General features: G+C 66.6%; 22 protein-coding genes. 13 read left to right on the top strand and 9 right to left on the bottom strand.

The features are described 5' to 3' along the window. Positions 1–30: 30 nt before the first annotated feature. From sucB to Q9R31_RS13935, 3 genes are all read left to right on the top strand, one after another. Entirely contained in the window at positions 31–1,806 is a 1,776-nt protein-coding gene (sucB, locus tag Q9R31_RS13945) for a 2-oxoglutarate dehydrogenase, E2 component, dihydrolipoamide succinyltransferase (RefSeq protein WP_311263317.1), read from the top strand. A 147-nt stretch (positions 1,807–1,953) separates the two neighbouring features. Further along, on the top strand, positions 1,954–2,307 hold the full coding sequence (locus Q9R31_RS13940; protein WP_142121345.1) for a hypothetical protein: 354 nt from the start codon (positions 1,954–1,956) through the stop codon (positions 2,305–2,307). Positions 2,308–2,493: 186 nt separating this feature from the next. After that, complete coding sequence (locus Q9R31_RS13935) at positions 2,494–2,922, top strand: OsmC family protein (RefSeq protein ID WP_142121343.1); 429 nt, start codon at positions 2,494–2,496, stop codon at positions 2,920–2,922. Between the two features lie 82 nt (positions 2,923–3,004). Here the strand turns inward: Q9R31_RS13935 and Q9R31_RS13930 are convergent, their stop codons facing one another. Beyond that, positions 3,005–6,544: a S41 family peptidase gene (locus Q9R31_RS13930; protein WP_311263316.1), complete on the bottom strand. Its 3,540-nt coding sequence runs from the start codon at positions 6,542–6,544 to the stop codon at positions 3,005–3,007. A gap of 73 nt (positions 6,545–6,617) precedes the next feature. On the opposite strand from Q9R31_RS13930, the gene Q9R31_RS13925 reads away from it, so the two are divergent. Beyond that, positions 6,618–7,520 carry a TIGR01777 family oxidoreductase gene (locus Q9R31_RS13925; RefSeq protein ID WP_311263315.1) on the top strand — a complete coding sequence of 301 codons (903 nt, stop codon included), beginning with the start codon at positions 6,618–6,620 and terminating at the stop codon, positions 7,518–7,520. Here Q9R31_RS13925 and Q9R31_RS13920 read toward each other — a convergent pair. Further along, positions 7,517–9,175, bottom strand: a complete 1,659-nt coding sequence (locus Q9R31_RS13920) for a protein kinase domain-containing protein (protein ID WP_311263314.1) — start codon at positions 9,173–9,175, stop codon at positions 7,517–7,519. The genes Q9R31_RS13925 and Q9R31_RS13920 overlap by 4 nt on opposite strands. A 135-nt stretch (positions 9,176–9,310) precedes the next feature. Here Q9R31_RS13920 and lipB point away from each other — a divergent pair, with 135 nt between their 5' ends. The 5 genes from lipB to Q9R31_RS13895 all read left to right on the top strand — a co-directional run bounded on the left by lipB (position 9,311) and on the right by Q9R31_RS13895 (position 13,335). Next, complete coding sequence (gene lipB / locus Q9R31_RS13915) at positions 9,311–9,979, top strand: lipoyl(octanoyl) transferase LipB (protein WP_311263313.1); 669 nt, start codon at positions 9,311–9,313, stop codon at positions 9,977–9,979. Beyond that, positions 9,976–10,995 (top strand): lipoyl synthase, encoded by a 1,020-nt coding sequence (lipA, locus tag Q9R31_RS13910; protein WP_311263312.1) that lies wholly within the window; start codon positions 9,976–9,978, stop codon positions 10,993–10,995. The genes lipB and lipA overlap by 4 nt, the downstream gene beginning before the upstream one ends. Before the next feature lie 88 nt (positions 10,996–11,083). Beyond that, complete coding sequence (locus Q9R31_RS13905; protein WP_311263311.1) at positions 11,084–11,836, top strand: DUF4191 domain-containing protein; 753 nt, start codon at positions 11,084–11,086, stop codon at positions 11,834–11,836. Positions 11,837–11,982: 146 nt separating this feature from the next. Beyond that, on the top strand, positions 11,983–12,336 hold the full coding sequence (locus Q9R31_RS13900; protein WP_311263310.1) for a DUF3817 domain-containing protein: 354 nt from the start codon (positions 11,983–11,985) through the stop codon (positions 12,334–12,336). A gap of 18 nt (positions 12,337–12,354) precedes the next feature. After that, positions 12,355–13,335 (top strand): DMT family transporter, encoded by a 981-nt coding sequence (locus Q9R31_RS13895; protein ID WP_311263309.1) that lies wholly within the window; start codon positions 12,355–12,357, stop codon positions 13,333–13,335. Between the two features lie 35 nt (positions 13,336–13,370). On the opposite strand, the gene Q9R31_RS13890 is transcribed toward Q9R31_RS13895, so the two are convergent. After that, positions 13,371–13,808: an RDD family protein gene (locus tag Q9R31_RS13890; RefSeq protein ID WP_311263308.1), complete on the bottom strand. Its 438-nt coding sequence runs from the start codon at positions 13,806–13,808 to the stop codon at positions 13,371–13,373. 281 nt (positions 13,809–14,089) lie between these two features. Here Q9R31_RS13890 and glnA (Q9R31_RS13885) point away from each other — a divergent pair, with 281 nt between their 5' ends. Continuing rightward, a complete protein-coding gene (gene glnA, locus Q9R31_RS13885; protein WP_285242527.1) occupies positions 14,090–15,514 on the top strand; it encodes a type I glutamate--ammonia ligase in 1,425 nt (474 codons plus the stop codon). 152 nt (positions 15,515–15,666) lie between these two features. On the opposite strand, the gene Q9R31_RS13880 is transcribed toward glnA (Q9R31_RS13885), so the two are convergent. The 4 genes from Q9R31_RS13880 to glnA (Q9R31_RS13865) form a co-directional block, all read right to left on the bottom strand. Continuing rightward, positions 15,667–16,173: a hypothetical protein gene (locus tag Q9R31_RS13880; RefSeq protein ID WP_311263307.1), complete on the bottom strand. Its 507-nt coding sequence runs from the start codon at positions 16,171–16,173 to the stop codon at positions 15,667–15,669. 324 nt (positions 16,174–16,497) lie between these two features. After that, positions 16,498–17,043 (bottom strand): GNAT family N-acetyltransferase, encoded by a 546-nt coding sequence (locus Q9R31_RS13875; RefSeq protein WP_311263412.1) that lies wholly within the window; start codon positions 17,041–17,043, stop codon positions 16,498–16,500. Positions 17,044–17,047: 4 nt separating this feature from the next. Continuing rightward, positions 17,048–20,059 carry a bifunctional [glutamine synthetase] adenylyltransferase/[glutamine synthetase]-adenylyl-L-tyrosine phosphorylase gene (locus tag Q9R31_RS13870; protein ID WP_311263306.1) on the bottom strand — a complete coding sequence of 1,004 codons (3,012 nt, stop codon included), beginning with the start codon at positions 20,057–20,059 and terminating at the stop codon, positions 17,048–17,050. Between the two features lie 9 nt (positions 20,060–20,068). Further along, the gene (glnA, locus tag Q9R31_RS13865; protein ID WP_056331789.1) at positions 20,069–21,409 is read right to left on the bottom strand and encodes a type I glutamate--ammonia ligase; all 1,341 of its coding nucleotides are present in this window, start codon (positions 21,407–21,409) and stop codon (positions 20,069–20,071) included. A gap of 294 nt (positions 21,410–21,703) precedes the next feature. Here glnA (Q9R31_RS13865) and panB point away from each other — a divergent pair, with 294 nt between their 5' ends. Beyond that, entirely contained in the window at positions 21,704–22,615 is a 912-nt protein-coding gene (gene panB, locus Q9R31_RS13860) for a 3-methyl-2-oxobutanoate hydroxymethyltransferase (RefSeq protein ID WP_311263305.1), read from the top strand. 180 nt (positions 22,616–22,795) lie between these two features. On the opposite strand, the gene Q9R31_RS13855 is transcribed toward panB, so the two are convergent. Beyond that, positions 22,796–22,960 (bottom strand): SPOR domain-containing protein, encoded by a 165-nt coding sequence (locus Q9R31_RS13855; protein WP_307090788.1) that lies wholly within the window; start codon positions 22,958–22,960, stop codon positions 22,796–22,798. Positions 22,961–23,080: 120 nt separating this feature from the next. On the opposite strand from Q9R31_RS13855, the gene map reads away from it, so the two are divergent. Together map and ppgK are read left to right on the top strand one after the other, a co-directional pair. Beyond that, a complete protein-coding gene (gene map, locus Q9R31_RS13850; protein ID WP_311263304.1) occupies positions 23,081–23,959 on the top strand; it encodes a type I methionyl aminopeptidase in 879 nt (292 codons plus the stop codon). A 107-nt stretch (positions 23,960–24,066) separates the two neighbouring features. Next, positions 24,067–24,870, top strand: a complete 804-nt coding sequence (ppgK, locus tag Q9R31_RS13845; protein WP_311263303.1) for a polyphosphate--glucose phosphotransferase — start codon at positions 24,067–24,069, stop codon at positions 24,868–24,870. A gap of 52 nt (positions 24,871–24,922) precedes the next feature. On the opposite strand, the gene nrdR is transcribed toward ppgK, so the two are convergent. Next, positions 24,923–25,426 carry a transcriptional regulator NrdR gene (nrdR, locus tag Q9R31_RS13840; protein WP_311263302.1) on the bottom strand — a complete coding sequence of 168 codons (504 nt, stop codon included), beginning with the start codon at positions 25,424–25,426 and terminating at the stop codon, positions 24,923–24,925. Positions 25,427–25,508: the final 82 nt, after the last annotated feature.

Below are 25,508 nucleotides of genomic sequence, written 5' to 3'. Positions count from 1 at the left end.
CTAAAGATCAATAAGGAGAACGGGGACGACATGTCTGAATCCGTTAACTTGCCCGCCCTCGGTGAGAGCGTCACCGAAGGAACCGTCACCCGCTGGCTCAAGCAGGTAGGTGACCGGGTAGAGGTGGACGAGCCGCTGCTCGAAGTCTCCACCGACAAAGTAGACACTGAAATCCCCTCTCCCGTAGCTGGCGTGATTGAAGAAATCCTGGTCGCTGAAGACGAGACCGCCGAGGTAGGCGCACCCCTGGTGCGCATCGGTGACGGCTCCGGCGGTGGTTCCGCCCCCGCCGGAGAAGCTCCCGCAGCCGCACCGGCCCAGGAAGCACCCGCTGAAGCAGCTCCGGCGCCGGAAGCCCCGGCCCAGCCTTCTCCCGCACAGGAAGCACCCGCTGAAGCAGCTCCCGCCCAGGACGCGCCGGCGGCCGGCGGCGGCGAAGGCCACGAGGTCACCCTCCCGGCCCTGGGTGAAAGCGTCACCGAAGGCACCGTCACCCGCTGGCTGAAGGCCGTGGGCGACTTCGTTGAGGTCGACGAGCCCCTGCTGGAAGTCTCCACCGACAAGGTGGACACCGAAATCCCGTCCCCGGTTGCCGGTACCCTGCAGGAAATCCGGGTCAACGAGGACGAGACCGCTGAGGTCGGTTCCGTCCTGGCCGTGATCGGCTCCGGCGCTGCCGCAGCTCCTGCTCCCCAGGCTGCACCGGCCCCGGCCGCGGCTCCCCAGCAGGAAGCCCCCAAGCAGGAAGCTCCCGCAGCAGCACCTGCGCCGGCTGCAGCACCTGCACCGGCACCCGCCCAGGAAGCGCCCAAGACGGCCCCCGCTCCCGCTGCTGCACCTGCAGCCCGGGAGGCAGCACCCTCAAACGGCGGATCCGAGTCCGGCTACGTCACTCCCCTGGTCCGCAAGCTCGCCAACCAGCACGGCGTGGACATCGCCTCGCTCTCCGGCACCGGTGTTGGCGGCCGCATCCGCAAGCAGGACGTCATCGCCGCCGCCGAGGCCAAGGCCGCTCCCGCTGCCGCTCCGGCCGCGGCCCCTGCCGCCTCAGCCCCGGCAGCGTCCAACGCCGCTGTTTCCTCGCTGCGCGGCACCACGCAGAAGGCACCGCGCATCCGCCAGGTCATCGCCCGCCGCATGCGTGAATCCCTGGAGATCTCCACCCAGCTGACCCAGGTCCACGAGGTGGACATGACCAAGGTCGCCAAGCTGCGCGCCCGGGCCAAGAACTCGTTCCAGGCCCAGAACGGCACCAAGCTGACGTTCCTGCCCTTCATCGCCAAGGCCGTGGCCGAGGCCCTCAAGCAGCACCCCAAGCTCAACGCTGCGTACGACGAGGAAAAGCAGGAAATCACCTACCACAACGCCGAACACCTGGCCATCGCCGTCGATACTGACAAGGGCCTGCTGGTTCCGGTCATCGCCGACGCCGGCAACCTGAACCTTGCCGGCCTCGCCGGCAAGATTGCGGACGTTGCTTCCCGCACCCGCGACGGCAAGATCGGCCCGGACGAGCTGTCCGGCGGCACGTTCAGCATCACCAACATCGGTTCGGTGGGCGCGCTGTTCGACACCCCGATCATCAACCAGCCGCAGGTGGGCATCCTGGGTACCGGCGCCATCGTCAAGCGGCCCGTTGTGGTTGCTGACGAAAACGGTGACGACTCGATCGCCATCCGCTCCATGATGTACCTGTCCCTGACGTACGACCACCGCCTGGTGGACGGTGCCGACGCCGGCCGGTTCCTCCAGACCCTGAAGGCACGCCTCGAAGAAGGCGCCTTCGAAGCGGACCTGGGACTGTAACCTGCAAAAACCGCACGACGGCGGTGCAGGCAGCGGTGGGAAACCAGCGCAACGCCTGCACCGCCGTCGGCGTTTAACTTCCCGCATCTTCAGTATGTCGGGGTGGCTTTGCTACGGGCCGTAGAACTGACTGGCTAAGCTGGAGCCATGAATATTCTCTTCAACATCCTGGTCTTCCTGCACGTGGTGGGAGCCGCCATGATCGTGGGCTACTGGATCGCCACGATGCGTACCCCCACGGTCCACCCGCGGCAGCGTGACGGCGCCTTCCTGCAGCTCCTCACCGGCATCGCCATGATGGGCATCCTGCCATTCCTGCCGGACTCCGACCCGAACTACGCCAAGCTGGGCATCAAGTTCGTCATCGCCGTCGTGGTTGCCGTCCTGGCTGTGATTGGTACCCGCAAGGTCAAGAACGGGCAGCCCGTCTCCACCGGACTCGCCCACGGCGTCGGCGGGCTGGCTTTGATCAACATCGCCATCGCCACCCTCTGGCAGTAACCGGCTGCATATGTCCGACGGCGACGTCCCCTTCCCAGCGGGGCGTCGCCGTCGGCGTCTAAACGCCGTGGTCACAATCCTCTGACAGCGGACAACCCGTGCGCCCAAGGTGCCGAATCCCTAGGATGGGAAACGGCGGGGTCCTGGCAGCAGCCTGCCCCGGTAAGGACCAATCTGAGGAGTGACATGGCAGCAACACGTTCAGCAAACGCAGTATGGAACGGCAACCTGACGGAGGGTTCCGGCACCACCAGCCTGGCCACCTCAGGCCTGGGCACCTTCGATGTCACGTGGAAGGCCAGGACTGAAGCGGCCAACGGCAAAACGAGCCCGGAAGAACTGATCGCTGCAGCCCACGCGGCCTGCTTCTCCATGGCCTTCAGCAATGAACTTGCCAACGCAGGCCACACACCGGAGGAAGTGCGCACCAAGGCAGATGTGACTTTCGTGCCGGGCACGGGCATCACCGGCAGCCACCTGACCATGTCAGCCCGGGTCCCCGGCATCTCAGAGGATGAGTTCCAGAAGATCGCCACGGACGCCAAGGTGGGCTGCCCCGTCTCCGGCGCCCTCGCCAGCATCGACATCACGCTGGACGCCACACTGGAGGCCTAGGCCCCTCCCCAAGCGAAACAAAACGCCCTGCCCTTCCCGGAAGATTCCGGAAAGGGCAGGGCGTTTGCCGTTGCCCGTGGGGCTAGCTTTGCGGCCGGCGGGCCGGCAGGGGTGCGGGCTTCAGGCGGCGGTAGCCTGAGCGTGCCGGCGGCCGGTCGGTGGGCAGTTCCTGGATCATTTCCTTCAGCGCCCCAATGCCGTACTCCAGCTGGGGATCGCGGCCGGCGGCGTAGGCATGCGGCGGGTAGGCCACCTCGATGTCCGGATCCACGCCGTAGTTTTCCACGCTCCAGCCAACGCCGCCGCTGAACCAGTTGGCATAGCGGGGCTGGGTGACGCCGGTGCCGTCCGCCAGCGCAAACCGGTTGTCGATGCCCACCACACCGCCCCAGGTCCGTGTTCCGATGACCGGGCCGATGCCCCGCAGCTTCGACACCTGGGTGATGATGTCGCCGTCGGACCCGGCGAACTCGTCCGCAAGGATGATCACGGGGCCCCTGGGTGCGTGGTGGGGGTATGTGCGCGGCTTCTCCCCGCGCGGCATGCTCCAGCCGGTAACCTTGCGGCCGATCAGTTCCGCGACAAGCTGGGACGTGTGGCCGCCACGGTTGCGGCGGACGTCGACGATCAGGCCGTCCAGCGCTGTTTCCGTGTCGAGATCGCGGTGCAGCTGGGCCCAGCCGTTGGCCATCATGTCCGGAATGTGGAGGTAGCCGAAGGTTCCGTTGGAAGCCTCCCGGACGGTCCGCCGGTTGCCGGCAACCCATTCCTGGTAGCGCAGGCGCTCCTCATCCTTGACGGGCACGACGGCGACCCGGCGCTGCGTTCCTTCGGCACCGCCGTGTCCGGGGCCGTTGAGGAGGGTCAACTCCACGGCGCGGCCGGCCGCTCCGACCAGCTGCATGGCCGGTGTGACGGCTTCGGACAACGGGACGCCGTCGATGGCCAGCAGGATGTCCCCGGCCTTGGCGCCGACGCCCGGCCCGGTGAGCGGGGAGGTGGCGAGGGGGTCTGAGGATTCGCCGGCCAGGACGCGGGTGATTTCCCAGCCGCGGGTGGTGTGCGCCAGGTCCGCGCCGAGCCTGCCCTGTCCCCTGCTGCCAGGTTCGGTGACAAGGGCGGGGCGGACGTACGCGTGGGATGTCCCCAGCTCGCCGTGCAGTTCCCACAGCAGGTCCACCAGGTCATCGTGTGAACCCAGCCGTTCAACCAGGGGGCGGTAGCGCGCATGGATGGCTTCCCAGTCCTGTCCCGCCATGTCCTCCGTCCAGAAAAAGTCGCGCTGCAGGCGCCAGGCTTCATCGAACGCCTGTCCCCAGACGCTGAGCGGGTCCATGAGGACGCGGATCCGGCCCAGGTCCACCTTGACCACCTTGCCGGAGTCCTCATCCGCCTTGGCGTCCGACGGAACCACGGTGACTTGTTTGTCGCACACCAGTACCACTTTGCCGCGGTCGCCGGAGAGGCGGTAGCTGTCCACGGCATCCACCAGTGTGGTCTGCTTGCGCCGTCCGATGTCGTAACGGACCAGGCTGGGGCGGGTGTCCTTGTCCTCCTGGCTGGCCTTTCCGTCGCCGGTCACGCCGGCCAGGGCGGAGTCGAGCCAGAGGAGGCCGCCGTCAACGGCTTTCAGTGAGCTGTAGTTGCCCTGCGGCACGGGAACACTGATGACGCGGTGCGCCAGGCCCTCCGCGTCCACCTGGACGGCAGGCACCTCATCATCCCGGGCGTTTCCGCCCGCGGTGGCGTCCGCGTCCGTTGTGGCGGCCGGTTCCCCGCCCGCAGGATCAACGGAAGGGCCAAAGGGCGACGGCGTCTCTGCGGCGAGTGCCACCAGGTACGGCTTGATGGGGCTGGGGAAGGAGAGGTCGAACGAATGTCCGTCGTACACGGGGTCGAAGCTGCGGTTGGACAGGAAGGCGAGGAATTTGCCGTCAGGGGTGAAGGCCGGGGAGGCGTCGCGGAAACGGCCGTCGGTAACCTCCACGGGCTCGGCGTCGAGCTGGTCCACGGTGGCCAGGCGCAGCCGGCTGCGTGAGCCAAAGGACGTGACCGGCTCGGACCACACCAGCCAGCGCGAGTCCGCCGACCACGCCAGTTCCGAGATGCTGCCTTCGCCGATGCTGGCCACCTGCGAGAGGTCACCGCTGCGGGTGTCCAGGACGTACACGTCGCCAAAGGAGGTCCCGAGTGCAACCCAGCGTCCGTCGGGGCTGGCTTCCAGTGAACTGGCGCGTGCCGGCGTGGGGACGGCGATGCCCGTCTGGGCCCCGGGTTCCGGGGCGGCAGCCGCGGGGGCCGGGGTGTGCGGTGCCACATCTGCCTGTTGTTCATCGTCTGCGGCCATATGGGAGGCGCCTCCCGCCAGCACCGCCGCGCCGGAAGCCGGAACAGGCTGCGGCAGGCTGACCGTTTCCGGCCCTGCCGGGCCGCCCTGCGCCGTGTCTCCGGAGCCGGGAGTTTCGGGAGCTGGAGTTTCAGACGCTGCGGCTGCCTTGCTCCCGTTTTCCCGGTGCCCGGCGCTGTGCGGAACCGGCGCGGCAATGTCCTTGATGTGCAGCGCTTCCACACCGTCGCGGTCCGCGATGTAGGCAATGCGGCCGTCCCCCAACGGTCTGGGCAGCCGGCCGCGCACCCCCGGGGTGGCCTCGATAATGCGGGACGGCCCGTCCTTGTGCCGCAGCCAGTGGATGGTTCCGTGCGACTCCACCGCGCTGGCGGCACCTGTCACATCGGGCGCCACCGTACCCAGGTGCTTGACCGCATCAAGAAGGGCAGGACGCCTGGTCTGTGAGGCCGAGCCGAGGGTGATGTCCAGCTTTTCCGCCTCCGAGTCAAGACCGCGGAGGAGCCAGAGTTCGCCTGCGGATTCGAAGATGACCCGCTTGCCGTCCGTGGCTGCATGCCGGACGTAGAAGTCCTGGTGGTCGGTGTGCCGGCGCAGGTCCTTTCCGCTGGGGAGGACCGAGTACAGGTTGCCGTACCCTTCATGGTCGGACAGGAAGGCGATCCGGCCATCCACCCACAGCGGATCGGTGAGGTTGCCGTCAAGGTCCGGCAGCAGGCGCTCGAACTCACCATTGCCGTCCCGGTCGATCCATAACTTGCCGGCCGTTCCGCCCCGGTAACGCTTCCACCATGCCGGTTCACGGGACAGCACGCTCGCCAGCACCACGGGGCGTTCATCGCCCACCTCGGGGCCGAACGCAACGGACTCCACCGGACCATAAGGGAGCTCCTGCGCCCAGCCGCCTTCCAGGGGGACGCTGTAGGCATGGGTGTGCCGGCTTTCAGCCTGGCGGAAGGCGCTGGTGACCACGACGGAACCGCCGGAGGTGAACCCCTTAACCTTCGTGGTGCTGTGGCCAAAGTAGGTGAGCTGCCGGTATCCGCCGCCGTCGACCTGTGCCGACACGACTTCCGGCGCCGTTCCCTGCACAACCGTCCACACCAGCTGCTTGCCGTCCGGGGTGAAACGCGGGTTGCGGGCAGGAAGCTGGAGCGACGAGACACGCCAGGCGCGGCCGCCGTCCAGGGGCGCAATCCACACGTCGTCCTCGGCCACGAAAGTGACCAGATCGCCGTGCAAATGCGGGAAACGGAAGTAGCTCGAAGAGGTCATCGTTCGATCATAGTCAACCCCTCCCCTGCGCCGCGGCAGGTACACAACCGGCGCTGCCGTGGTGAGATGGACCATGCATATCGTCATGGCCGGCGCTTCCGGGCTCATCGGCACCTCCATGTCAGCCGCCTTCCGCAGTGCAGGCCACACGGTGGCGACCCTGGTCCGCCGGCCGCCTGCCCATGCCGCCGAAATCCGCTGGGACCCGGCCGCAGGCGTCCTGGATCCCGGCGCGCTTGCCGGCGCTGACGCCGTCGTCAATCTCTCGGGTGCCGGCATTGGCGACAAGCCCTGGACGCGGAAGCGGGTGGAGGAGCTGTTCAGTTCCCGGCTGGGACCGACCAGGACACTGGTGCACGCCATGGCACAGCTGGATGTCCCGCCGGCGACCTTCATAAGCCAGTCAGGTTCGAACTACTACGGCGATGCTGGCAGTACGGTCCTGCGGGAAGATGCACCTGCCGGTTCCGGGACGTTGTCGCAGATCTGCGTTGAGTGGGAGCAGGCTGCACGGATGGCGCCGGCGGGGGTACGCGTGGTAACGCCCCGCACCGGGGTGGTCTTCAGCCGCTCGGGCGGGGCCCTGGGCAAGCTGCTTCCGCTGCTGCGCCTGGGGCTTGGTGGTCCGTTTGGCAACGGCCGGCAGTTCTGGCCCTGGGTGACGCTTCCCGATGTTTCCGCCGCCTTCCTCTTCCTCCTCGAGTCACCGGTCTCCGGCCCGGTCAATCTGAACGCACCGGATCAGGCGGACATCAACACGATCGTCGCAGCACTCGCCCGCGCCCTGCACCGCCCCGCCGTGCTGCGGGTCCCGGCCCCTGTGCTGCGCACGGTCATGCGGGGCCTCGGCGAGGAGTTGTTGCTGTCCAGCCAGCGGATGGAGCCTGCAGTTCTGTCATCGGCCGGATTCCAGTGGCAGCACGGGTGCCTGGAAGATGCCGTCCGCTGGGTGGCCGGCAAGGACGGCAGTGCCTAGCCGGGCCCCTCGTCGGCGCCCGGGACCGCAAGGATGTCGCTTACCCGCCAGCGGCCGTCGACGGACACCAGGACCAGCCGGAGGGGTTGCGGCTGGCTCGGAGCCCCCGCTGCCAGCACAACGCCTTCCGCGGTGACGGTGTGGTAGCCGGAGGTGGCTGATGTCGCCCGCACAACTGCCTGGACCGGGGTTCCCCCGGCTTCCGCCGCCACCCCGGTCAGCGTGCTGGTGAAACCCTCCAGGCGGTGTCCAGCGGCATGCAGTTGGCCGGCGATGCGCTCGTCGGCGGCGGCTGCAGGGGAGCCGGGGGCGTTCACATCCGCCAGCAACTCCAGTTTGCCGCTGCTGAAAGCATAGTCCCGCAGCGCCGCCAGCCCCTGGACGGCAAGCACGGGATCGGCTGCTTCGGCACGCTGCCGGGCATCGTCCACGGGGGCAACAGCCCCCGCCCCGCCTGCGAGGGCTCCGGATGGGTCTGCCGATACCGCCGACGATCCGGTTGCCGCATTGCCGGGCCACATCCCCGGCCCGGTGAGCGCGGACAGCCACCATATTCCCGCCGCGGCTGCGGCAACGGCCAGCACGATGGCACGAAGAAACACGCCTGCGCCCCGGCGGGCAACAGCCTCATCAGCATGTTTTCCGCGGGACGCCACCGCCGCTCTTGGCTGCCGCATGCCCGTGTCCCGCCGTGGCACCGGCCGGGCGGACCAGCGGGACGTTACTGCCCGGCGGCGCAAGCCCTGGAATTTAGTCCCGAGGCTGCTGCGCTTCGACGCAGCGGGAACGTGTCGCCGCGTCAGCAGCTCGGGCAGGACGGTGGCATGGACGGCATCCGAAAGGTCCACGGGCTGGGGTTCGGCGCTGCGATAGACGGCCGTGGCCAGCGCCAGCGCGTCGGGACGCAGCCGCCGGTCCTCGTTCAGTCCGGCTTCCAGGGCGGCCGCGAGATCCTGCGGAACGCCGGGAACCAGAAGGGACAACGGCGGACGGTCGGCGGTGCGGCCCGGCGCAACACCCGTGAGGCAGAACCAGCCCAGGGCGGCCGCCGAGTAGATGTCACTTCCCGGCTGGAGGCCTGCGCGGACGGCATCCACCGGCGAAGGATCCAGGAAGCCGCTCGTTCCGGCGGACACCGTGCCGCCCGGGTCGCCAAGCATCCTGGCGACACCCAGGTCGGACAGCATCGGTTTCCCCTGCCCGGTGAACAGCACGTTCCCTGGCGAAACATCCGAGTGCGTGACCCCTTTTCCGTGCAGGTAGCCCAGTGCCTGGGCGATGGGCGTCAGGATGGTAACCGTCTCCCCCACGCTGAGCCTGCCACGGGCAGCAACCAATTGGGCCAGCGAGCCGCCTGCGGCATAATCCATGGTCAAGGCCGTGCCGCTGACGGGTCCCGCCACGTGGACGACGTCGTGGGCCTTGACGAGGTGCTGGTGGTCCAGGACCGACAGGATCCGGATCTCCCGCCGCAGGTCCTCCCCGCTGATGGTTGCCCTGCCCTGGATCCTGCTGCCCGCGGCGCGGAAGCACTTGAGCGCCCATTCCCTGCCGGTCCGTTGTTCCCTGGCCAGCCACACGTCCGCGCTGCCGCCCCGGCCCAGCAACCGCCCGACGTCGTAACCGGGAACCTCCGGCACCTGTACATCGTCCATACTGCATGTCTAGTCGAGTTTCGACCGCGCTGCAGAACTTATCCACAGGCTTGGCTGCTGCGGTCACAAAGCGGCCGCCGGTGAGCTTGGACACTAAACCGGGTCCGCCCGGCTCCGGGGTCTAAGCTGGATGCCATGACTCTTGAGTTTTCACAGCTGGGTCTTGCCCCCGACTTCGTTGATTACATGGAAGGCTGGGACGCCCAGCGCGAACTCCATGACAAGGTTGTCGCCGGAGTTGCCCCCAGCACAGTCCTGCTTTTGGAGCACGCCGCCGTATACACGGCAGGCAAGCTGACCGAGGACCACGAGCGGCCTTTTGACGGCACGCCGGTTGTCGCTGTGGACCGCGGCGGCAAACTCACCTGGCATGGTCCAGGCCAACTCATTGCCTATCCCATCCTTAAGCTGAAGAACCGCGCCGGCATCCGGGATTACGTGGAGCGGCTCGAGGAGATCATGATCACCGTCATGGCGGACCACGGCATCAAGGCCGAACGCATCAAGGGCCGCGCAGGCGTCTGGATCAAGGCCGATTCCAAGGGCCCTGACCGCAAGATCGCCGCTATCGGCATCCGCGTCCTGAATGGTGTCACCATGCATGGCATCGCCATTAACTGCAGCAACGACCTGGCACCTTACGGCCAGATCATTGCCTGCGGCATCACTGACGCCGGCGTGACCACCATGTCCCTGGAGACAGGCCGGAACATCCGGCCGGCAGATATCGTGGACCGGTTCGTGGAGGAATTCCGCAAACATGAAGAAGCATTGGTTTCGAGCCCTGAAGGAGCTCTACTGTGACATTGGCACCTGAAGGCCGGAAGATGCTGCGGATTGAGCAGCGCAATGCTGCAGTCCCGGTGGAGCGCAAACCGGAGTGGATCAAGGCCAAGGTCCAGATGGGCCCGGAGTTCGTCGGGCTGAAGAACCTGGTGAAAAAGGAAGGCCTGCACACGGTGTGTGAGGAGGCCGGCTGCCCCAACATCTTCGAGTGCTGGGAAGACAAGGAAGCCACCTTCCTGATCGGCGGCTCCGAATGCACCCGCCGCTGCGACTTCTGCCAGATCGACACCGGCAAACCCTCCCCGGTGGACATGTTCGAACCCACCAAGGTGGCCCGGTCCGTGCAGTCCATGCAGCTGCGCTACGCCACCGTCACCGGCGTGGCCCGCGACGACCTGGAAGACGAAGGCGTCTGGCTCTACGCCGAAACCGTCCGCAAAATCCACGAACTGAACCCCGGCACCGGCGTGGAACTGCTCATCCCGGACTTCTCCGGCAACCCCGACCACATCAAGGCGATCTGCGACTCCGCCCCCGAAGTCTTCGCGCACAACGTCGAAACCGTACCCCGGATCTTCAAGCGGATCCGCCCCGCATTCCGGTACGAGCGGTCCCTGGACGTGATCACCCAGGGCCGGAACCTGGGCATGGTGACCAAGTCCAACCTGATCCTGGGTATGGGTGAAACCCGCGAAGAAATCAGCGAAGCCCTGAAGGACCTGCACGAGGCCGGCTGCGACCTGATCACCATCACCCAGTACCTGCGCCCCTCCGAACGGCACCTGCCCGTGGACCGGTGGGTCAAGCCCCAGGAATTCGTGGACCTCCAGCACGAAGCCCAGGAGATCGGCTTCCTCGGCGTCATGTCCGGTCCCCTGGTCCGCTCCTCCTACCGCGCCGGCCGCCTTTGGGCCACCGCCATGCGCAAAAAAGGCCGCGACATCCCCGCCGAACTCGCCCACATCGCAGAAGGCATCCAGGACTCCGGCACCACCCGCCAGGAAGCCGCCACCCTCCTCGCCGCGCATTCCTGACGGCGCAACCCTCAAGTGGCCAGGGGCCGGATGCTGGAAGATTCCAGCGTCCGGCCCTTGGGTTTAAGTCACGTAGAATTGAGGCACTATGGCGAAATCCCCTGACTCCAGCAACTCCACCCCTGCGGGCTCAAGCGCGGTGAAGCGCGGCCTGTTCACGCGCAAGCCGAAGGAAGCAAAGGCCAAGAAGCCCAGCAGGCTCAAGCAGATCGGCGAGGTCTTCACCATGACCCGCCGCCACGACCCCATGGTTCCGTGGCTCATGCTGCTGGCGTTCCTGGGCGTTGTGGCGGTCAGCTTCCTGGTGGGCTTCTGGCTGGATAACTGGATTACCGGCCTGATCATCGGCATTCCGCTGGGCCTGCTGGCGGCGACCTTCATTCTGTCCCGCCGCGCCGAACGTGCCGCATTCGCGCAGATTGAAAACCAGCCGGGCGCCTCCGGCGCTGCCTTGGGCACGCTCCGCCGTGGCTGGATCACCGAGGAACAGCCTGTGGCTGTCAACCCCCGCACGCAGGATGCCGTGTTCCGCGCCGTGGGCCGTCCCGGCGTCGTCCTGGTCAGCGAAGGCCCCGCCCACCGCGTGAAGCCCCTGCTCGACGCCGAGCGGAAGCGCCTGGCGCGGATCCTGCCCAACGTTCCGGTGCACACCATCCAGACCGGGCATGGCGAGGGCCAGGTGCCGCTGAGCCAGGTGGCCAAGCAGATGGGCAAGATGAAGAACGAATTGACCAAGCTGGAGGTCAGCACGGTATCCAAGCGTATTGCCTCGATGGGCAGCCGGCTGCCCATCCCCAAGGGCATTGATCCCTACAAGGCCCGTCCCAACCGCGGACGCTAGCTGGTGGAACGCCCCGGTACCGGCACTGCCGGGCCGGGGCTTTTTTCTTGCGCCCCGACCTCCTGCGCCTGGACGGCCGCCTCCCCTAACTGAATCGGCCCCGAACTGAATCAACCCGTGCCATCAACCTATGACAGGACGTGACCATGAACTTCAGGACAACCGTGATCCGCGCCTTCCATATCCTCGCCGTGGCCGAGGCCTGCAGTTGGGCCGCGCTGCTGGCCGGGATGTACTTCAAGTGGATCGCCGGCACCACGGAGCTTGGCGTCCAGGTGGCGGGCCCGGTTCACGGTGCGCTGTTCATCGGCTACGGGGTTGCCGCGCTGATGCTGTGGCGGGTGCAGCGCTGGCCGTTCGTGGTGGCTGTGCTGGCGGGCGTCTCCGCCGTCTTCCCGTTCGCCACCCTCCTGTTCGAGCGGTGGGCGGGGCGGCGGGGTTACGTCAGTGCCCCGGAGGCAGATGTGCCTGCCGCTGACCTTGAGTCCAGCCGGGCGTAGGCGAACGGGTCATTAGCCATGGACTCGATCGATGCAGAACTGAAGCCACAGCCGTCCTCTAACCCAGGTGCTCCATCGGGGCGCGACCAGGGCCGAAAACGGGTTGTCGCGGTGCTGTCCCTCCTGGGGGCAACGCTGTTCTGGGCCGGTAACTATGTCGTGGGCGCCGGCGCGGTCCAAAGTATTGAGCCGCTGAGCCTGGTCTTCCTGCGCTGGACCATCGCACTGGTCCCGCTGCTCGTGATAGCCCAGATGGTGGAGCGGCCACACTGGCGGTCCGTCCTGGGTGCGTGGCCGTGGCTGCTCGCGCTCAGCGTCTGCGGGCTGCTCGGCTACAACCTCCTGCTGTATTTCGCCCTGGAGCACACCGACGCGTTCAACGCTTCGCTGATCAACGCCTTCAATCCCGCACTCATCACACTGGCCGCCGCCGTTTTCCTGCGTGAACGGCTGACACCATTGTCAGTCGCCGGCGTCCTCATCGCCCTGGCGGGCGTCCTGATCGTGATCAGCGGAGGAGATGCCGGCAGGCTGCTGGCCACCGGCTTCGGTACCGGCGAGATGCTGATGGTGGGGGCCGTGGTTGTCTGGACGGCGTACACGGTCATTGGCCGCCTGGCCCCGAAGATTCCACCAATCACCGCCACGGCCGTCCAGGCAGCGGTGGCGGTGGTCCTGCTGGCTCCGGTCCGCTTCGCGACAGGCGGCCTGGCCCTTCCCTCAACCGGCAACGCATTGGCGTCACTGCTGTTTATCGCTGTTTTCCCGTCGGTGCTGTCCTACCTGCTGTGGAACCGTGCCCTGACCGTCCTCCCCGCGGGCGGCGCGGGCGTCTTCCTCAACCTCATCACGGTCTTCACCGCCGTCCTCACAATCCTTGCTGGGCACGTCCACACCGCCGCGCAACTGCTGGGCGGCGCCATCGTGATTGGAGGCGTAGTCGTCACGAATGCGCCGAATTTCCGCCGGCAGCGCAAAGCCCGGCGAGTGCAAGGCTAAGGATTGGATGGACGGGCAGAACGGCCGTCCGGCGGCTAGCGCCGGATGAGGAGCGTATTCATGGCCTTGTCGTGAAGGCCGCGCTGGTCCGGGTCGAAAATCACGGCGGGGATGACGAGGCAGAGCAGCACGGCCCTTACCAAGCCCGCGAGGGGTCCCGGTGTTCCGCCACCCGGCCTCACTACGGCAATGCGCATGATGCGGTGCCCGATGCTGTAACCGAGCGTTCCTACCAGCAGGGTCTGCTCAATTGCGAAAACCGCCAGAGTGGCCCAGGAATCGCCGCCGAAGGCAAAGTTGCTGATGAGCAGTGCGATGCCCCAGTCGATGCAAATGGCTGTGATCCTGCGGCCTGCCCGGGCAATGGAGCCCGGACCGGACTCGGGCAGGCCCAGGCGTTCCCCCGGATACCTGGAGATGCCGGAGGTGTCCGGTCCGCTGAGCCAGGACCCAATGTCTTTGCGATCTACCACCGTCCAAGCTTACCGACCCCCGGGGTGACGGCGCGCCCACAGTATGGATAGTGCTCGACCACAGTGTGGACGGACGATAGCGTGGTCATAGCAGGGCATTCTGTAACCTGCCCGAAACAATGCGGACACGGACGGGAAATGCCGCATCCATAGTCTGTTAGCAGTTTCAAGCAATCCCCCGGCAGGTACCCGCAGGGAAACCACGCGTTCTCCCTGCTTTTGGATTGCGCTGGATCAGATGGCTTCCATGCCAGATATTTACATATGCGTTAGGAGCATAGATGTTCAAGACTGCGGACGAAGTCCTCAAGTTCATCAAGGACGAAGATGTAAAGTTCGTCGATATCCGCTTCACCGATCTTCCGGGCGTCCAGCAGCACTTCAACGTCCCCGCCAAGAGTGTTGACGCTGATTTCTTCGTCAACGGCCAGCTCTTCGACGGTTCCTCCATCCGCGGCTTCCAGGGCATCGCCGAATCTGACATGCAGCTGATCCCGGACGTGACCACCGCGTTCCTGGACACCTTCCGCATGGAAAAGACCCTCGCGCTGAACTTCTCGATCGTCAACCCCCGCACCGGTGACCCTTACCACCGCGACCCCCGCGGCGTGGCCGAAAAGGCTGAAGCCTACCTGGCGTCCACCGGCATCGCGGACACCGCGTTCTTCGCTCCCGAAGCCGAGTTCTTCGTATTCGACAACGTCCAGTACCAGTCCTCCCCGCAGGGCAGCTTCTATAAGATCGACTCCGAGGAAGCACACTGGAACACCGGCCGCGAGGAAGAGGGCGGAAACCTCGGCTACAAGACCCCCGTGAAGGGCGGTTACTTCCCGGTCTCCCCCACCGACAAGCAGGCCGACCTGCGCGACGCCATGTGTGTTGCCCTGGACGAAGCCGGCCTTGAGGTCGAGCGCAGCCACCACGAAGTTGGATCCGCCGGCCAGGCCGAGATCAACTACAAGTTCACCACCCTCACCCACGCTGCCGATGACCTGCAGAAGTTCAAGTACGTCATCAAGAACACTGCCGATGCTTGGGGCAAGTCCGTCACCTTCATGCCCAAGCCGGTCTTCGGCGACAACGGCTCCGGCATGCACTGCCACCAGTCGCTGTGGAACGGCGGCGAGCCGCTGTTCTACGACGAAAAGGGCTACGCCGGCCTGTCCGACACTGCCCGCTGGTACATCGGCGGCCTGCTCAAGCACTCCTCCGCCGTCCTGGCCTTCACCAACCCGACGGTGAACTCCTACCGCCGCCTGGTCAAGGGCTTCGAAGCACCGGTCAACATGGTCTACTCGCAGGGCAACCGCTCCGCCGGTATCCGTATCCCCATCACCGGTTCCAACCCGAAGGCCAAGCGCATCGAGTTCCGCGCTCCGGACCCCTCCTCCAACCCGTACCTGGCATTCGCCGCCCAACTGATGGCCGGCATCGACGGTATCCGCAACCGCATCGAGCCGCCCGCACCGATCGACAAGGACCTCTACGAGCTCCCGGCCGAGGAAGCCAAGGACATCCCCAAGGCTCCGGGCACCCTGGAGGAAGCACTGGAGGCCCTGCGCGAGGACAACGAGTTCCTGCAGGCCGGCGGCGTCTTCACCCAGGACCTGATCGACACCTGGATCGAGTACAAGTACGAGAACGAGATCCGCCCGCTGTCCCTGCGCCCGAACCCCTACGAGTTCGAGCTCTACTACGGCGTCTAGTCACGCTCTGCGGCTGGCGCAGGCATAGTCCGCCAACCGTCCGCGGGAATTTTAATACAGGAAAGGCCGGCCTCAAGGTTTCCCCTTGGCGCCGGCCTTTCCTGCTGTCCGGATCTGTCGGAACCGCTGGTGCCTGCTCGGGCAGCGCGGCGTCAACGTGCCGGTTGTGCTTCCTCTTCACTGCCCGTAAGGGATGGCTGTACGGCGACCCGGGTGAACTCCACGGGCAGCTCAACGTCGGAGGACGCGAGGATGACAGTGGTTCGCTCCGCTATCTCCACGTCAGCTGTCTCCGCGTTGTACAACTCATTGGCCTCACGCTTCAGCGCCGCACCTGCTGCCTCGTCCAAAGCCCTGCCGGCCATGGACCATTTGTAATCGTAGCTGTATGTCGGTGCCCAGCCCTGGATGGCACCGGCAACACTGGAGAATGTGAACTGGCGTCCGTCTTCACTGACGGCGGTCACCGTGTACATATTGACGGGCACGGTGCCCTTGCGGTTGTCCACGTCCGCTACGAGATAAGTGACAGGCGCTGCTCCGACCTTGACTCTGTAGGCCTCGATGGGCGCCACGACGGGATCCGTTGCAACTGTGGGCAACGTGAAGGTAATTTCGGCACCCGACGCTGCAGTGAGCCTGTAGGGTCCTGCAGGCATTGCTTCCCGCGCTGCCGTGGCTGGGGGCGAGACCGGGCTTGAGCCCGCGGCGCCCGCTGTCGGGACGTCCTGCGCGGGCGCGGAACAGGCCGCGAGCATTAAGGCAAAGGCCGGTAGGACGATCCTGATCCGCTTCATGGCTTCCCACACTTCGCTAGTAAGGTGGGAATCCGGCTCCAGACGTGCTGAGACCGGGAGCCGGACTCCCTGACGAATGCCCCCCGAGACGAAGACTATCCAGCCTTCCCCCCAACAAGGTTGGAGAACACCGCCAATCCACATAATCGGGCAAACGCTTGCTGAGCGCAATGCCGGTGCGGCCCGTTACGCCGGTGCCGTTGCGGAAAAGCTGCGGAACATGGTTCGCTGCGGCCCTGCGGAGCCGCCGGGATACGGCCCTGAGTCGACGAAGCCGGCGCGGCGGTACGCGGACAGGCCGGCAGGGTTTTCCTGGTTAACGGACAGTACGACGCCGGACTCGCCGCTTTGGTGCCGCACGGTCAGCTTGCGCGCTGCCTCCACAGCGGCGGCAGCGGCGAGCGTACCCAGGCCTTTGCCTTGGTGCCGCCGGTCGATGAGGAACCCGCGCAGCAGCCACGCCGACTGGTCGTCAGGCCAGCCCGCAAGCTTTGCCGCCCCGGCCTGCAGGGTCAACAGGCCCACGGCGCTTCCTCCCGCCTCGACCACGTAAGGCCGCCGTGATTCTTCCGCCAGCCCTGCCAGGGCCATTCGCAGCGGGTCGCCTACGAAACGGTCCTGGCCCGGCACCAGTGACATGTTCGAGACGGCGTCGAGTTGAATGGCCTGGGCGTCGGAGTCCAGTTCCGCCAGCGGGATGAGCCAGACCCACGCCGGCGGCTCAGTGCCCATAGGTTCAGTGCCCATAGAAGACACGCTCAAAGACAGCCCTGGCCCGCCGGCTCACCCTCAGGTAGTCCTCCTCCAGCGCGGCGGCGTGTCCGGGCTCGTAGCCGCACCAGCGGGCCACGGCTTCAAGATCGCGGCGCGAGGAGGGCAGGAGGTCCGAGGCCTTGCCGCTCCAGATGACATTGGCGGACCGGATGCGGCTGGCGAGCCGCCAGGCCTCGGCGAGGAGCGCGGCGTCGCCGCCGTCCAGCATGCCTAGTTCCGCTGCGGCTGCCAGCGCGTCAAGGGTGGACGTGGTCCGGAGCTCTGGATGCTTGCCGGCGTGCTGTAGCTGCAGGAGCTGCACCAGCCACTCGACGTCGCTGAGGCCGCCGCGGCCCAGCTTGAGGTGCCGGGCGGGGTCGGCTCCGCGCGGCAGCCGCTCGGATTCCACCCGCGCCTTGATGCGCCTGATTTCGCGCACGTCCTGCTCGGAGACGGACTCCGGGTACCGGATGGGGTCGATGAGCTTGACGAAATCAGCGGCCAGGAGATCGTCGCCGGCCATGGGGCGTGCCCGCAGCAGGGCCTGCGCTTCCCAGATCAGGGACCAGCGGCGGTAGTACTCGGCGAAGGAGTCCAGGGAGCGGACCATGGCCCCGTTCTTGCCCTCGGGCCGGAGGTCCGCGTCCATCCGGAGGACGCGTTCTGCCATGATGGCCGGTTTCAGCGGCTGGGTGAGCAGGCTGGATATTTTGGACACGATACGGGCGGCCTGTTCCTGCGCCTCCGCTTCGGAAAAGCCCGGAAGTGCGCGGTGGACGTACATGACGTCGGCGTCAGAGCCGTAGCCGATCTCGCGGCCGCCCTGCCGGCCCATGGCCACCACCAGCACAGTGGTCTTGAGCGGCCCGCTGGCGGAGACAATTCCTTCCGCCACCCGCAGGGCTCCCAGGACCGCAGCCCGGTCCGTGTCGGCCAACGCCCTGCCCACTTGTTCCTGGTCCAGGAGGCCGGCGGAATCAGCGATCGCGATACGCAGGATTTCCCGTCTCCGGATCAGCCGGATCAGGCGCATGGCGCTCTCGGGGTCGGCGTGCCGGGACATCTTCGCAGTGATCTCCTGCCACTGCGCTTCGAAGCCCACGGGCACCAGGTCCTTGTCCTGTCCCAGCCACGCCACGGACTCAGGTGAGACTTCCAGGAGGTCGGCAATGAGCCGGGAATTGGACAGCATGTGGCACAGGCGTTCGGCGGCGGCGTTGGAGTCACGGAGCAGCCCCAGGTACCAGTGCGTGGTGCCCAGGGCCTCGCTGACCCGGCGGAAGGCAAGGAGGCCGGCGTCGGGGTCCACGCCTTCCGCGAGCCAGTCCAGCAGGATGGGCAGGAGCTGGCGCTGCAGGGCTGCGCGGCGGCTTACCCCGGCGGTCAGCGCCTCGATGTGGCGCATGGCCCCTTGGGGGTCCCGGTATCCGAGGGCGGCCAGCCGCCCCTGCGCCGCCTCGGGCGTCAGTTTGGCATCCTCGGAGCTGAGTTTGGCCGCGGTGTTCAGCAGCGGCCGGTAGAAGATCCGCTCGTGCAGCTCACGGACCGAACGCTTGGTGCGCTGCCACGCGGACAGCAGGGAGTCCGGGCTGGGCCGCTCATTGGAGAAGGGTCCCAGCACGGCTTTGGCCAGTGAGCGCAGCGCCGGCTCCGCCACCGGCATCAGGTGGGTGCGGCGCAGCTGGAACAGCTGGATGCGGTGTTCCAGCAGCCGGAGGTAGCGGTAGGCGTTGTCGAACGCGGCAGCATCGGACCGGCCGATGTAACCTCCGGCTGACAGGGCGGCGATCGCGGAGGTGGTGTCCCGCCGTCGTAATGACTCATCCGCCTTGCCGTGCACCAGCTGGAGCAGCTGGACAGTGAATTCGACGTCACGCAGCCCGCCGCGCCCCAACTTGATCTGGCGCTGCTCCTCGGCGGCGGGGATGTGCTCGGTCACCCGGCGGCGCATCGCCTGGACGGACTCAACAAAGCCCTCGCGCCCGGCCGAGTTCCAGATCAGAGGCGACACGGCTTCCTCGTACGCGCGGCCCAGGGCAGCATCGCCGGCGATGGCACGGGCCTTGAGGAGCGCCTGGAATTCCCAGCTTTCCGCCCACCTGGCGTAGTACGTCTCGTGGGAGGCGAGGGTGCGGACCAGAGGCCCCGACTTGCCCTCGGGCCGCAGGTTCGCATCCACTTCCCATAACCCCGGTTCCCTGGCCACCGATGAAATGGCCCGCGAGATGCCACTCGCCAGGGCTGTGCCGATCGTGTTGGCCTGCGCGTCCTCCAGGCTGCCCGCGTCCACCACGTAGATCACGTCGACGTCGGAGATATAGTTCAGCTCCCTGGCCCCGCACTTGCCCATGCCAATCACGGCAAGGCCGACGTCGGCGACGTCGGCAGCGCTGTGCTGCTCCGCGGCCTCGGCGCGGGAAACGGCGAGGGCGGCCTCGATGGCGGCAGCGGCAAGGTCCGCCAGTTCCCCGCCCACCGCTGGCAGGAAGTCCAGGGGATCTGCGGCGCACAGGTCCTTGACGGCAAGATCGACGAGGCCGCGCCGGTAGGCGGTGCGCAGGGCCGCGTACGCGTCCACGCCGGTAACGGCGGCAACGGGACGGGCGGCGCGGGGGTCGGCGCCCACGGACTGCAGGAGCGTGGAACGCAACCGCCCCGGGTCCGCGGGCAGCGGCTCGGGACTGGCGCGGACCTGGAAGGCCTCCAGATGCTCGGGGTGGCGGATGAGGAACTCTCCCAGGGCCTCCGAGGCCCCCAGGACCCGGTACAACGGTTCACTGGCCTCCGGCTCGGCGGCGGCCAGCTCCCGCAGCTGCGGGTGCTTTTCGATCAGCCGGACCAGGGACTGCAGAGCGGTGTCCGGGCTGGCCGCCAAGTGCAGCCCGGCAAAGAGCCTTTCCTGGTCCAGCCCCTCGAGTTCGCGAGCGGCAAGGAACCGTTCGCCCTTCTCCAGGTCGCTGAATCCGGCCGCGATCAGGCGGCGTGCCAGGCTCACGCCGGGCACCTAGAGGATGCCGAGGTTGCGCTGCAGCTCGTAGGGCGTCACCTGCAGCCGGTAGTCCTGCCATTCGGCGCGCTTGTTGCGGAGGAAGTGCTCGTAGACCTGTTCGCCCAGGATCTGCGGCATCAGCTCCGAGTCCTCCATGGAGCGGATCGCGTCGTGCAGGCTTGCAGGCAGCGGATCGTGGCCCATGGCGCGGCGCTCGGCGGAGCTGAGCGACCAGACGTCGTCCTCGGCGGCTGCCGGCAGCTCGTACCCTTCCTCGATGCCCTTCAGCCCCGCACCGAGCAGGACGGCGTAAGCCAGGTAGGGGTTCGCTGCGGAGTCGATGCCGCGGTACTCGATCCGGGCGGACTGGCCCTTGCCCGGCTTGTACAGCGGCACGCGGACCAGGGCGGAGCGGTTGTTGTGCCCCCAGCTCAGGTAGCTGGGTGCCTCGCCGCCGCCCCACAGGCGCTTGTAGGAGTTGACGAACTGGTTGGTGACCGCCGTGAACTCGGGGGCATGCTTGAGGATGCCCGCAATGAACTGCCGTGCAGTCGTGGACAGCTGGAACTCCGCACCTGCCTCGAAGAACGCGTTGCTGTCGCCCTCGAACAGCGAGAAGTGCGTGTGCATGCCGGATCCGGGGTGGTCGGTGAAGGGCTTGGGCATGAACGTGGCGTACGTGCCCTGCTGCAGGGCCACTTCCTTGATGACGGTGCGGAACGTCATGATGTTGTCGGCCGTCTGCAGGGCATCCGCGTAGCGCAGGTCGATTTCGTTCTGGCCGGGGCCCGCCTCGTGGTGGCTGAATTCGACGGAAATGCCCACGGATTCCAGCATGGTCACGGCAGTGCGGCGGAAGTCCTGGGCCACGCCGCCCGGCACGTGGTCAAAGTAGCCGCCTTCATCAACCGGCACCGGCGCGCCGTCCGGACCCGGCTCGTGCGATTTGAGCAGGTAGAACTCGATCTCGGGGTGTGTGTAGCAGGTGAAGCCCATGTCCGCGGCCTTGGCCAGCGTCCGCTTGAGCACGTTGCGCGGATCAGCCGCGGAAGGCTCGCCATCAGGGGTGAGGATGTCGCAGAACATCCGCGAGGTCTGTTCGGTCTCACCGCGCCACGGCAGGATCTGGAAGGTGGCAGGATCGGGCTGGGCCAGCATGTCCGATTCAAAGACGCGGGCCAGGCCTTCGATGGAGGAGCCATCGAAGCCAAGGCCTTCCTCGAACGCTCCCTCGACTTCCGCCGGCGCCAGCGCCACGGACTTCAGCGAACCCACGACGTCGGTGAACCACAGGCGCACGAAACGTACGTCGCGCTCTTCGATTGTGCGCAGGACAAATTCTTGCTGGCGGTCCATGATGGCCTCTTCTCCGGTCAACGTTCATGCTCCGGGGCCCGCGCAAAGGGGAAAGCCGGCAGCAGTTCATCAACACTGTACTAATCATTCGACGCCGATGCTTGAGCCTGCGCCGTGCGTAACACAGCATTAACCTGGCGTCCTGCCGATTGGGCGCCTTGGTCCAGGCCACCGACGGCCGGGGTTTCCGGCGGCGAGTGGAGAGCGTCCCCACCGGCCGCTATGACGCTAATCACCTTTGCGCCGCCTTGCCCGCGGTAGCTAGTACGGCGGGTACCGCATTACGCTCATCCCATGGCCTCCAGCAACAGCTCCGACTCCAGCGCGTCCGCAGAAGTACCCGCCCCCTACGGAAGCGGCCCCGGCACACCCGTTCCGGCCCCGGCCGCTGCTGCACCGGCCGAACGGAAACCGGCAAAAGTCCGAATCCACCACCTGCAGCAGGCCAAGAACGACGGCACGAAGTTCGCCATGCTCACCGCGTACGAGCAGTACACGGCCGAGATTTTTGACGCTGCCGGCATCGAGGTGCTCCTGGTTGGCGATTCGGCGTCGAACAACGTCTTTGGCAATGAGACAAGCCTTCCGGTCACCGTGGACGAACTGCTCCCCCTGTGCCGGGCAGTCGCCAGGTCCGCCAAGCGCGCCTTGGTGGTGGCGGACCTTCCGTTCGGCAGCTACGAGGTCAGCGCGGAACAGGCGGTGGCCGCCGGTGTCCGCTTCCTGAAGGAAGGGCTTGCCCACGCCGTGAAGATCGAGGGCGGGAAGTACTACGCGCCAACGGTCCGGGCCATGGTGCAGGCAGGTATTCCGGTCATGGCGCATATCGGCTTCACCCCCCAGAGCGAACACGCCCTCGGCGGATACCGCGTCCAGGGCCGCGGCGACGATGCCCAGCGGTTGATTGACGACGCCGTCGCGCTGGCGGACGCCGGAGCGTTCTGCGTGCTGATGGAAATGGTGCCCGCCGGGACGGCGGCGGCAGTTGACGCGGCGGTCAGTGTCCCCACGGTGGGCATCGGCGCCGGGAAGGCGACCACCGGCCAGGTCCTTGTATGGCAGGACATGGCAGGCCTGCGCGGCGGCCGGATGGCCAAGTTCGTCAAGCAGTACGCGGACCTGCGCAGCACGTTGATCGACGCCGCCACCGCCTACGGTGAGGACGTCAGGTCCGGCCAGTTCCCCGGCCCGGAACACTCGTTTTAACTTCTATTTTTGTCCCCACGACGCAGCGGAACCGGCGACCTGACAGAATTGCCGGCCCGGCCTGCGGCGCCTTGGGGGTACTGCGGAAGCGGACGTCAAGGTGAGGACGCCCGCGGCCGAGGCAGTCCGCGGAGCAGTGCCGCCAAGGCGACAAGGCGCCCTGCCCATCCAACAATTCCGTCAGTCGTCGTCCTGCTTTTCCCAGGCCTCGTTGCGCGCTTTGACCTTCTCCAGGGCGTGTTCGGCTTCCGCCCGGGTCTTGTACGGCCCAATGAGCTGGCTCCAGTCCGACAGCCGGTCCTCTTCCACCTCATGGGTCTTGATGTTGAACCAGTACTCAGTCATCGTTGCTCCTCGTTCCGGCGACAGGGAAAGCCGCGTGATCCACGTAACACAAACACTTACGTGTGTTCTCCGCCGCTTGTCGGTTGTTAGGCGTTCTGCGGTGCCTTATATGATCAATCTATGCCTTCCCTTGCCTCGACTGCACCCATTGGCACCCTCACCCCGGGTACCGTGAGTCCGCAGCGTCCCGTCCCGGCGTCCATCCCCCGTCCGGAGTACGTCGGCAAGCCCGGCCCCGCCAAATTCACCGGCTCCGAAGTCAAGTCCGCGGAGACCATCGAGAAGATCCGGATCGCCGGAAAGATCGCGGCCCAGGCCATCGTCGAAGTGGGCAAGCACATCCAGCCGGGCGTCACCACTGACGAGCTGGACAGGGTGGGCCACGAGTTCCTGCTGGACCACCACGCCTACCCGTCCACGCTGGGTTACCGCGGATTTCCCAAATCGCTGTGCTCCTCATTGAACGAGGTCATCTGCCATGGCATCCCGGACAGCACCGTCGTCGAGGACGGCGACATCCTGAACATCGACATCACCGCCTACATCAACGGCGTCCACGGAGACACCAACTACACCTTCCTGGTGGGGGACGTGGACGAGGAATCCCGGCTGCTGGTGGAGCGAACCCAGGAGTCGCTGAACCGGGCCATCAAAGCGGTGGCGCCGGGACGCGAGATCAACGTCATCGGCCGGGCCATCCAGTCCTATGCCAAGCGATTCGGCTACGGCGTGGTGCGTGACTTCACGGGCCATGGGGTCGGCGAGGCATTCCACACCGGGCTCATCATTCCGCACTACGATGCCGCCCCTGCGTACAACACGGTGATCGAGGCCGGCATGGTGTTCACCATTGAACCGATGCTCACCCTGGGCACCGTGGAGTGGGACATGTGGAGCGACGACTGGACAGTGGTCACCCGGGACCGCAGGCGCACCGCCCAGTTCGAGCACACCCTGCTGGTCACCGAGACCGGCGCCGAGATCCTCACCCTCCCCTAGCCCGTCCCATGCCCGCAGGGCATGCTGCCGGCACAGACCCGGACACCTGTTACTGGCCGCGCAAGCGGCCCCTTTTCCTGCCCGCCCCAGTCACGAACGGAATCCCATTGGCCAAGAAGGACGAAAAGTCGCACAAGAACGCACCGCTGATCGGCATCGACATCGGTGGTACGGGCATCAAGGGCGGCATTGTCGACCTGAAGAAGGGCAAGCTCCTGGGTGACCGGTTCCGCGTGCCCACCCCCCAGCCTGCCACCCCTGAGGCCGTCGCCGAGGCTGTGGCCCTGGTGGTTGCCGAGCTTTCGGCACGCCCCGAGGCCCCCGAAGCCGGCTCCCCCGTGGGCGTGACCTTCCCGGGGATCATTCAGCACGGCGTGGTCCACTCGGCCGCCAATGTGGACAAGAGCTGGCTGGACACCGACATCGATGCCCTCCTCACCGCGCGGCTGGGCCGTCCGGTGGAGGTCATCAACGACGCCGACGCCGCCGGCCTGGCCGAAGCCCGCTACGGTGCCGGCGCCGGCGTCTCCGGCACCGTACTGGTCATCACCCTTGGCACCGGCATCGGTTCCGCCTTCATCTTCGACGGCAAACTGGTCCCGAACGCGGAGCTGGGCCACCTGGAGATTGACGGCTTCGATGCCGAATCGAAGGCATCCGCGGTGGCCCGGGAACGGGACGGGCTGTCATGGGACGAGTACAGCGTGCTGCTGCAGCGCTACTTCTCCCACGTCGAGTTCCTGTTCTCGCCGGAACTGTTCATCGTGGGCGGCGGGATCTCCAAGCGCGCGGACGAGTACCTTCCCAACCTCAAGCTGCGCACCCCGATTGTCCCGGCCGTGCTGCGCAACGAGGCAGGGATTGTGGGCGCTGCACTGGAAATCGCCCTGAAGCACAAGCTGGCCAAGTAGGCAGTGGTGCCGGTGGCGGCTGCGGCTTCCCCTCCGCTGCCGCCACCGGAGTCTAAAGGGGGCTCTTCTCGGAGCTCTTGGCGCCGGGGGCCGCGCCCTTGGCATCTTCCTCGGCCTCGTGCCGGAGCAGGGCGATGGCGGTTTCAAAATCCTCAAGGGACTCGAACGCCTGGTACACGCTGGCGAAGCGAAGGTACGCCACCTTGTCGAGTTTCTGCAGTGGCCCGAGGATTACCAAGCCCACCTCGTGGGCGTCGATTTCGGCGGCTCCCGACGACCGGATCTGTTCTTCCACTTCCTGGGCCAGCATGGCGAGGTCATCCTCGCTCACCGGCCGGCCCTGGCAGGCTTTGCGCACCCCGTTGATGACCTTGCTCCGGCTGAAGGGCTCGCCCACGCCGGACCGCTTGATCACGGAGAGGCTGGTGGTTTCAACGGTGGTGAACCGACGGCCGCATTCGGGGCATTGCCGGCGCCGGCGGATGGCTGAGCCGTCATCTGCCATCCGGCTGTCCACCACACGGGAATCGGGGTTGCGGCAGAACGGACAGTACATGGCGTTCCCCCTTTTCGCTTGTGGTGTGCAACGTCTTGGAAGCCAGCAGCACCGCCGGGGGGCAATGCTGTGGCGCCTCCCA

Origin of the sequence: Pseudarthrobacter sp. BRE9, assembly GCF_031844305.1 — a bacterium.
Taxonomy (GTDB): domain Bacteria; phylum Actinomycetota; class Actinomycetes; order Actinomycetales; family Micrococcaceae; genus Arthrobacter.
The sequence above is the reverse complement of the archived record's forward strand: the minus strand, read 5'-3'. Positions and strand labels throughout refer to the sequence as shown.

What these genes read in the sequence shown, in the direction of transcription:
- sucB (WP_311263317.1), top strand. Translation starts at nt 31, where the DNA reads ATGTCTGAATCCGTTAACTTGCCCGCCCTCGGTGAGAGCGTCACCGAA.
- Q9R31_RS13940 (WP_142121345.1), top strand. Translation starts at nt 1,954, where the DNA reads ATGAATATTCTCTTCAACATCCTGGTCTTCCTGCACGTGGTGGGAGCC.
- Q9R31_RS13935 (WP_142121343.1), top strand. Translation starts at nt 2,494, where the DNA reads ATGGCAGCAACACGTTCAGCAAACGCAGTATGGAACGGCAACCTGACG.
- Q9R31_RS13930 (WP_311263316.1), bottom strand. Translation starts at nt 6,544, where the DNA reads ATGACCTCTTCGAGCTACTTCCGTTTCCCGCATTTGCACGGCGATCTG.
- Q9R31_RS13925 (WP_311263315.1), top strand. Translation starts at nt 6,618, where the DNA reads ATGCATATCGTCATGGCCGGCGCTTCCGGGCTCATCGGCACCTCCATG.
- Q9R31_RS13920 (WP_311263314.1), bottom strand. Translation starts at nt 9,175, where the DNA reads ATGGACGATGTACAGGTGCCGGAGGTTCCCGGTTACGACGTCGGGCGG.
- lipB (WP_311263313.1), top strand. Translation starts at nt 9,311, where the DNA reads ATGACTCTTGAGTTTTCACAGCTGGGTCTTGCCCCCGACTTCGTTGAT.
- Q9R31_RS13905 (WP_311263311.1), top strand. Translation starts at nt 11,084, where the DNA reads ATGGCGAAATCCCCTGACTCCAGCAACTCCACCCCTGCGGGCTCAAGC.
- Q9R31_RS13900 (WP_311263310.1), top strand. Translation starts at nt 11,983, where the DNA reads ATGAACTTCAGGACAACCGTGATCCGCGCCTTCCATATCCTCGCCGTG.
- Q9R31_RS13895 (WP_311263309.1), top strand. Translation starts at nt 12,355, where the DNA reads ATGGACTCGATCGATGCAGAACTGAAGCCACAGCCGTCCTCTAACCCA.
- glnA (WP_285242527.1), top strand. Translation starts at nt 14,090, where the DNA reads ATGTTCAAGACTGCGGACGAAGTCCTCAAGTTCATCAAGGACGAAGAT.
- Q9R31_RS13880 (WP_311263307.1), bottom strand. Translation starts at nt 16,173, where the DNA reads ATGCCTGCAGGACCCTACAGGCTCACTGCAGCGTCGGGTGCCGAAATT.
- Q9R31_RS13875 (WP_311263412.1), bottom strand. Translation starts at nt 17,043, where the DNA reads ATGGGCACTGAGCCGCCGGCGTGGGTCTGGCTCATCCCGCTGGCGGAA.
- glnA (WP_056331789.1), bottom strand. Translation starts at nt 21,409, where the DNA reads ATGGACCGCCAGCAAGAATTTGTCCTGCGCACAATCGAAGAGCGCGAC.
- panB (WP_311263305.1), top strand. Translation starts at nt 21,704, where the DNA reads ATGGCCTCCAGCAACAGCTCCGACTCCAGCGCGTCCGCAGAAGTACCC.
- Q9R31_RS13855 (WP_307090788.1), bottom strand. Translation starts at nt 22,960, where the DNA reads ATGACTGAGTACTGGTTCAACATCAAGACCCATGAGGTGGAAGAGGAC.
- map (WP_311263304.1), top strand. Translation starts at nt 23,081, where the DNA reads ATGCCTTCCCTTGCCTCGACTGCACCCATTGGCACCCTCACCCCGGGT.
- nrdR (WP_311263302.1), bottom strand. Translation starts at nt 25,426, where the DNA reads ATGTACTGTCCGTTCTGCCGCAACCCCGATTCCCGTGTGGTGGACAGC.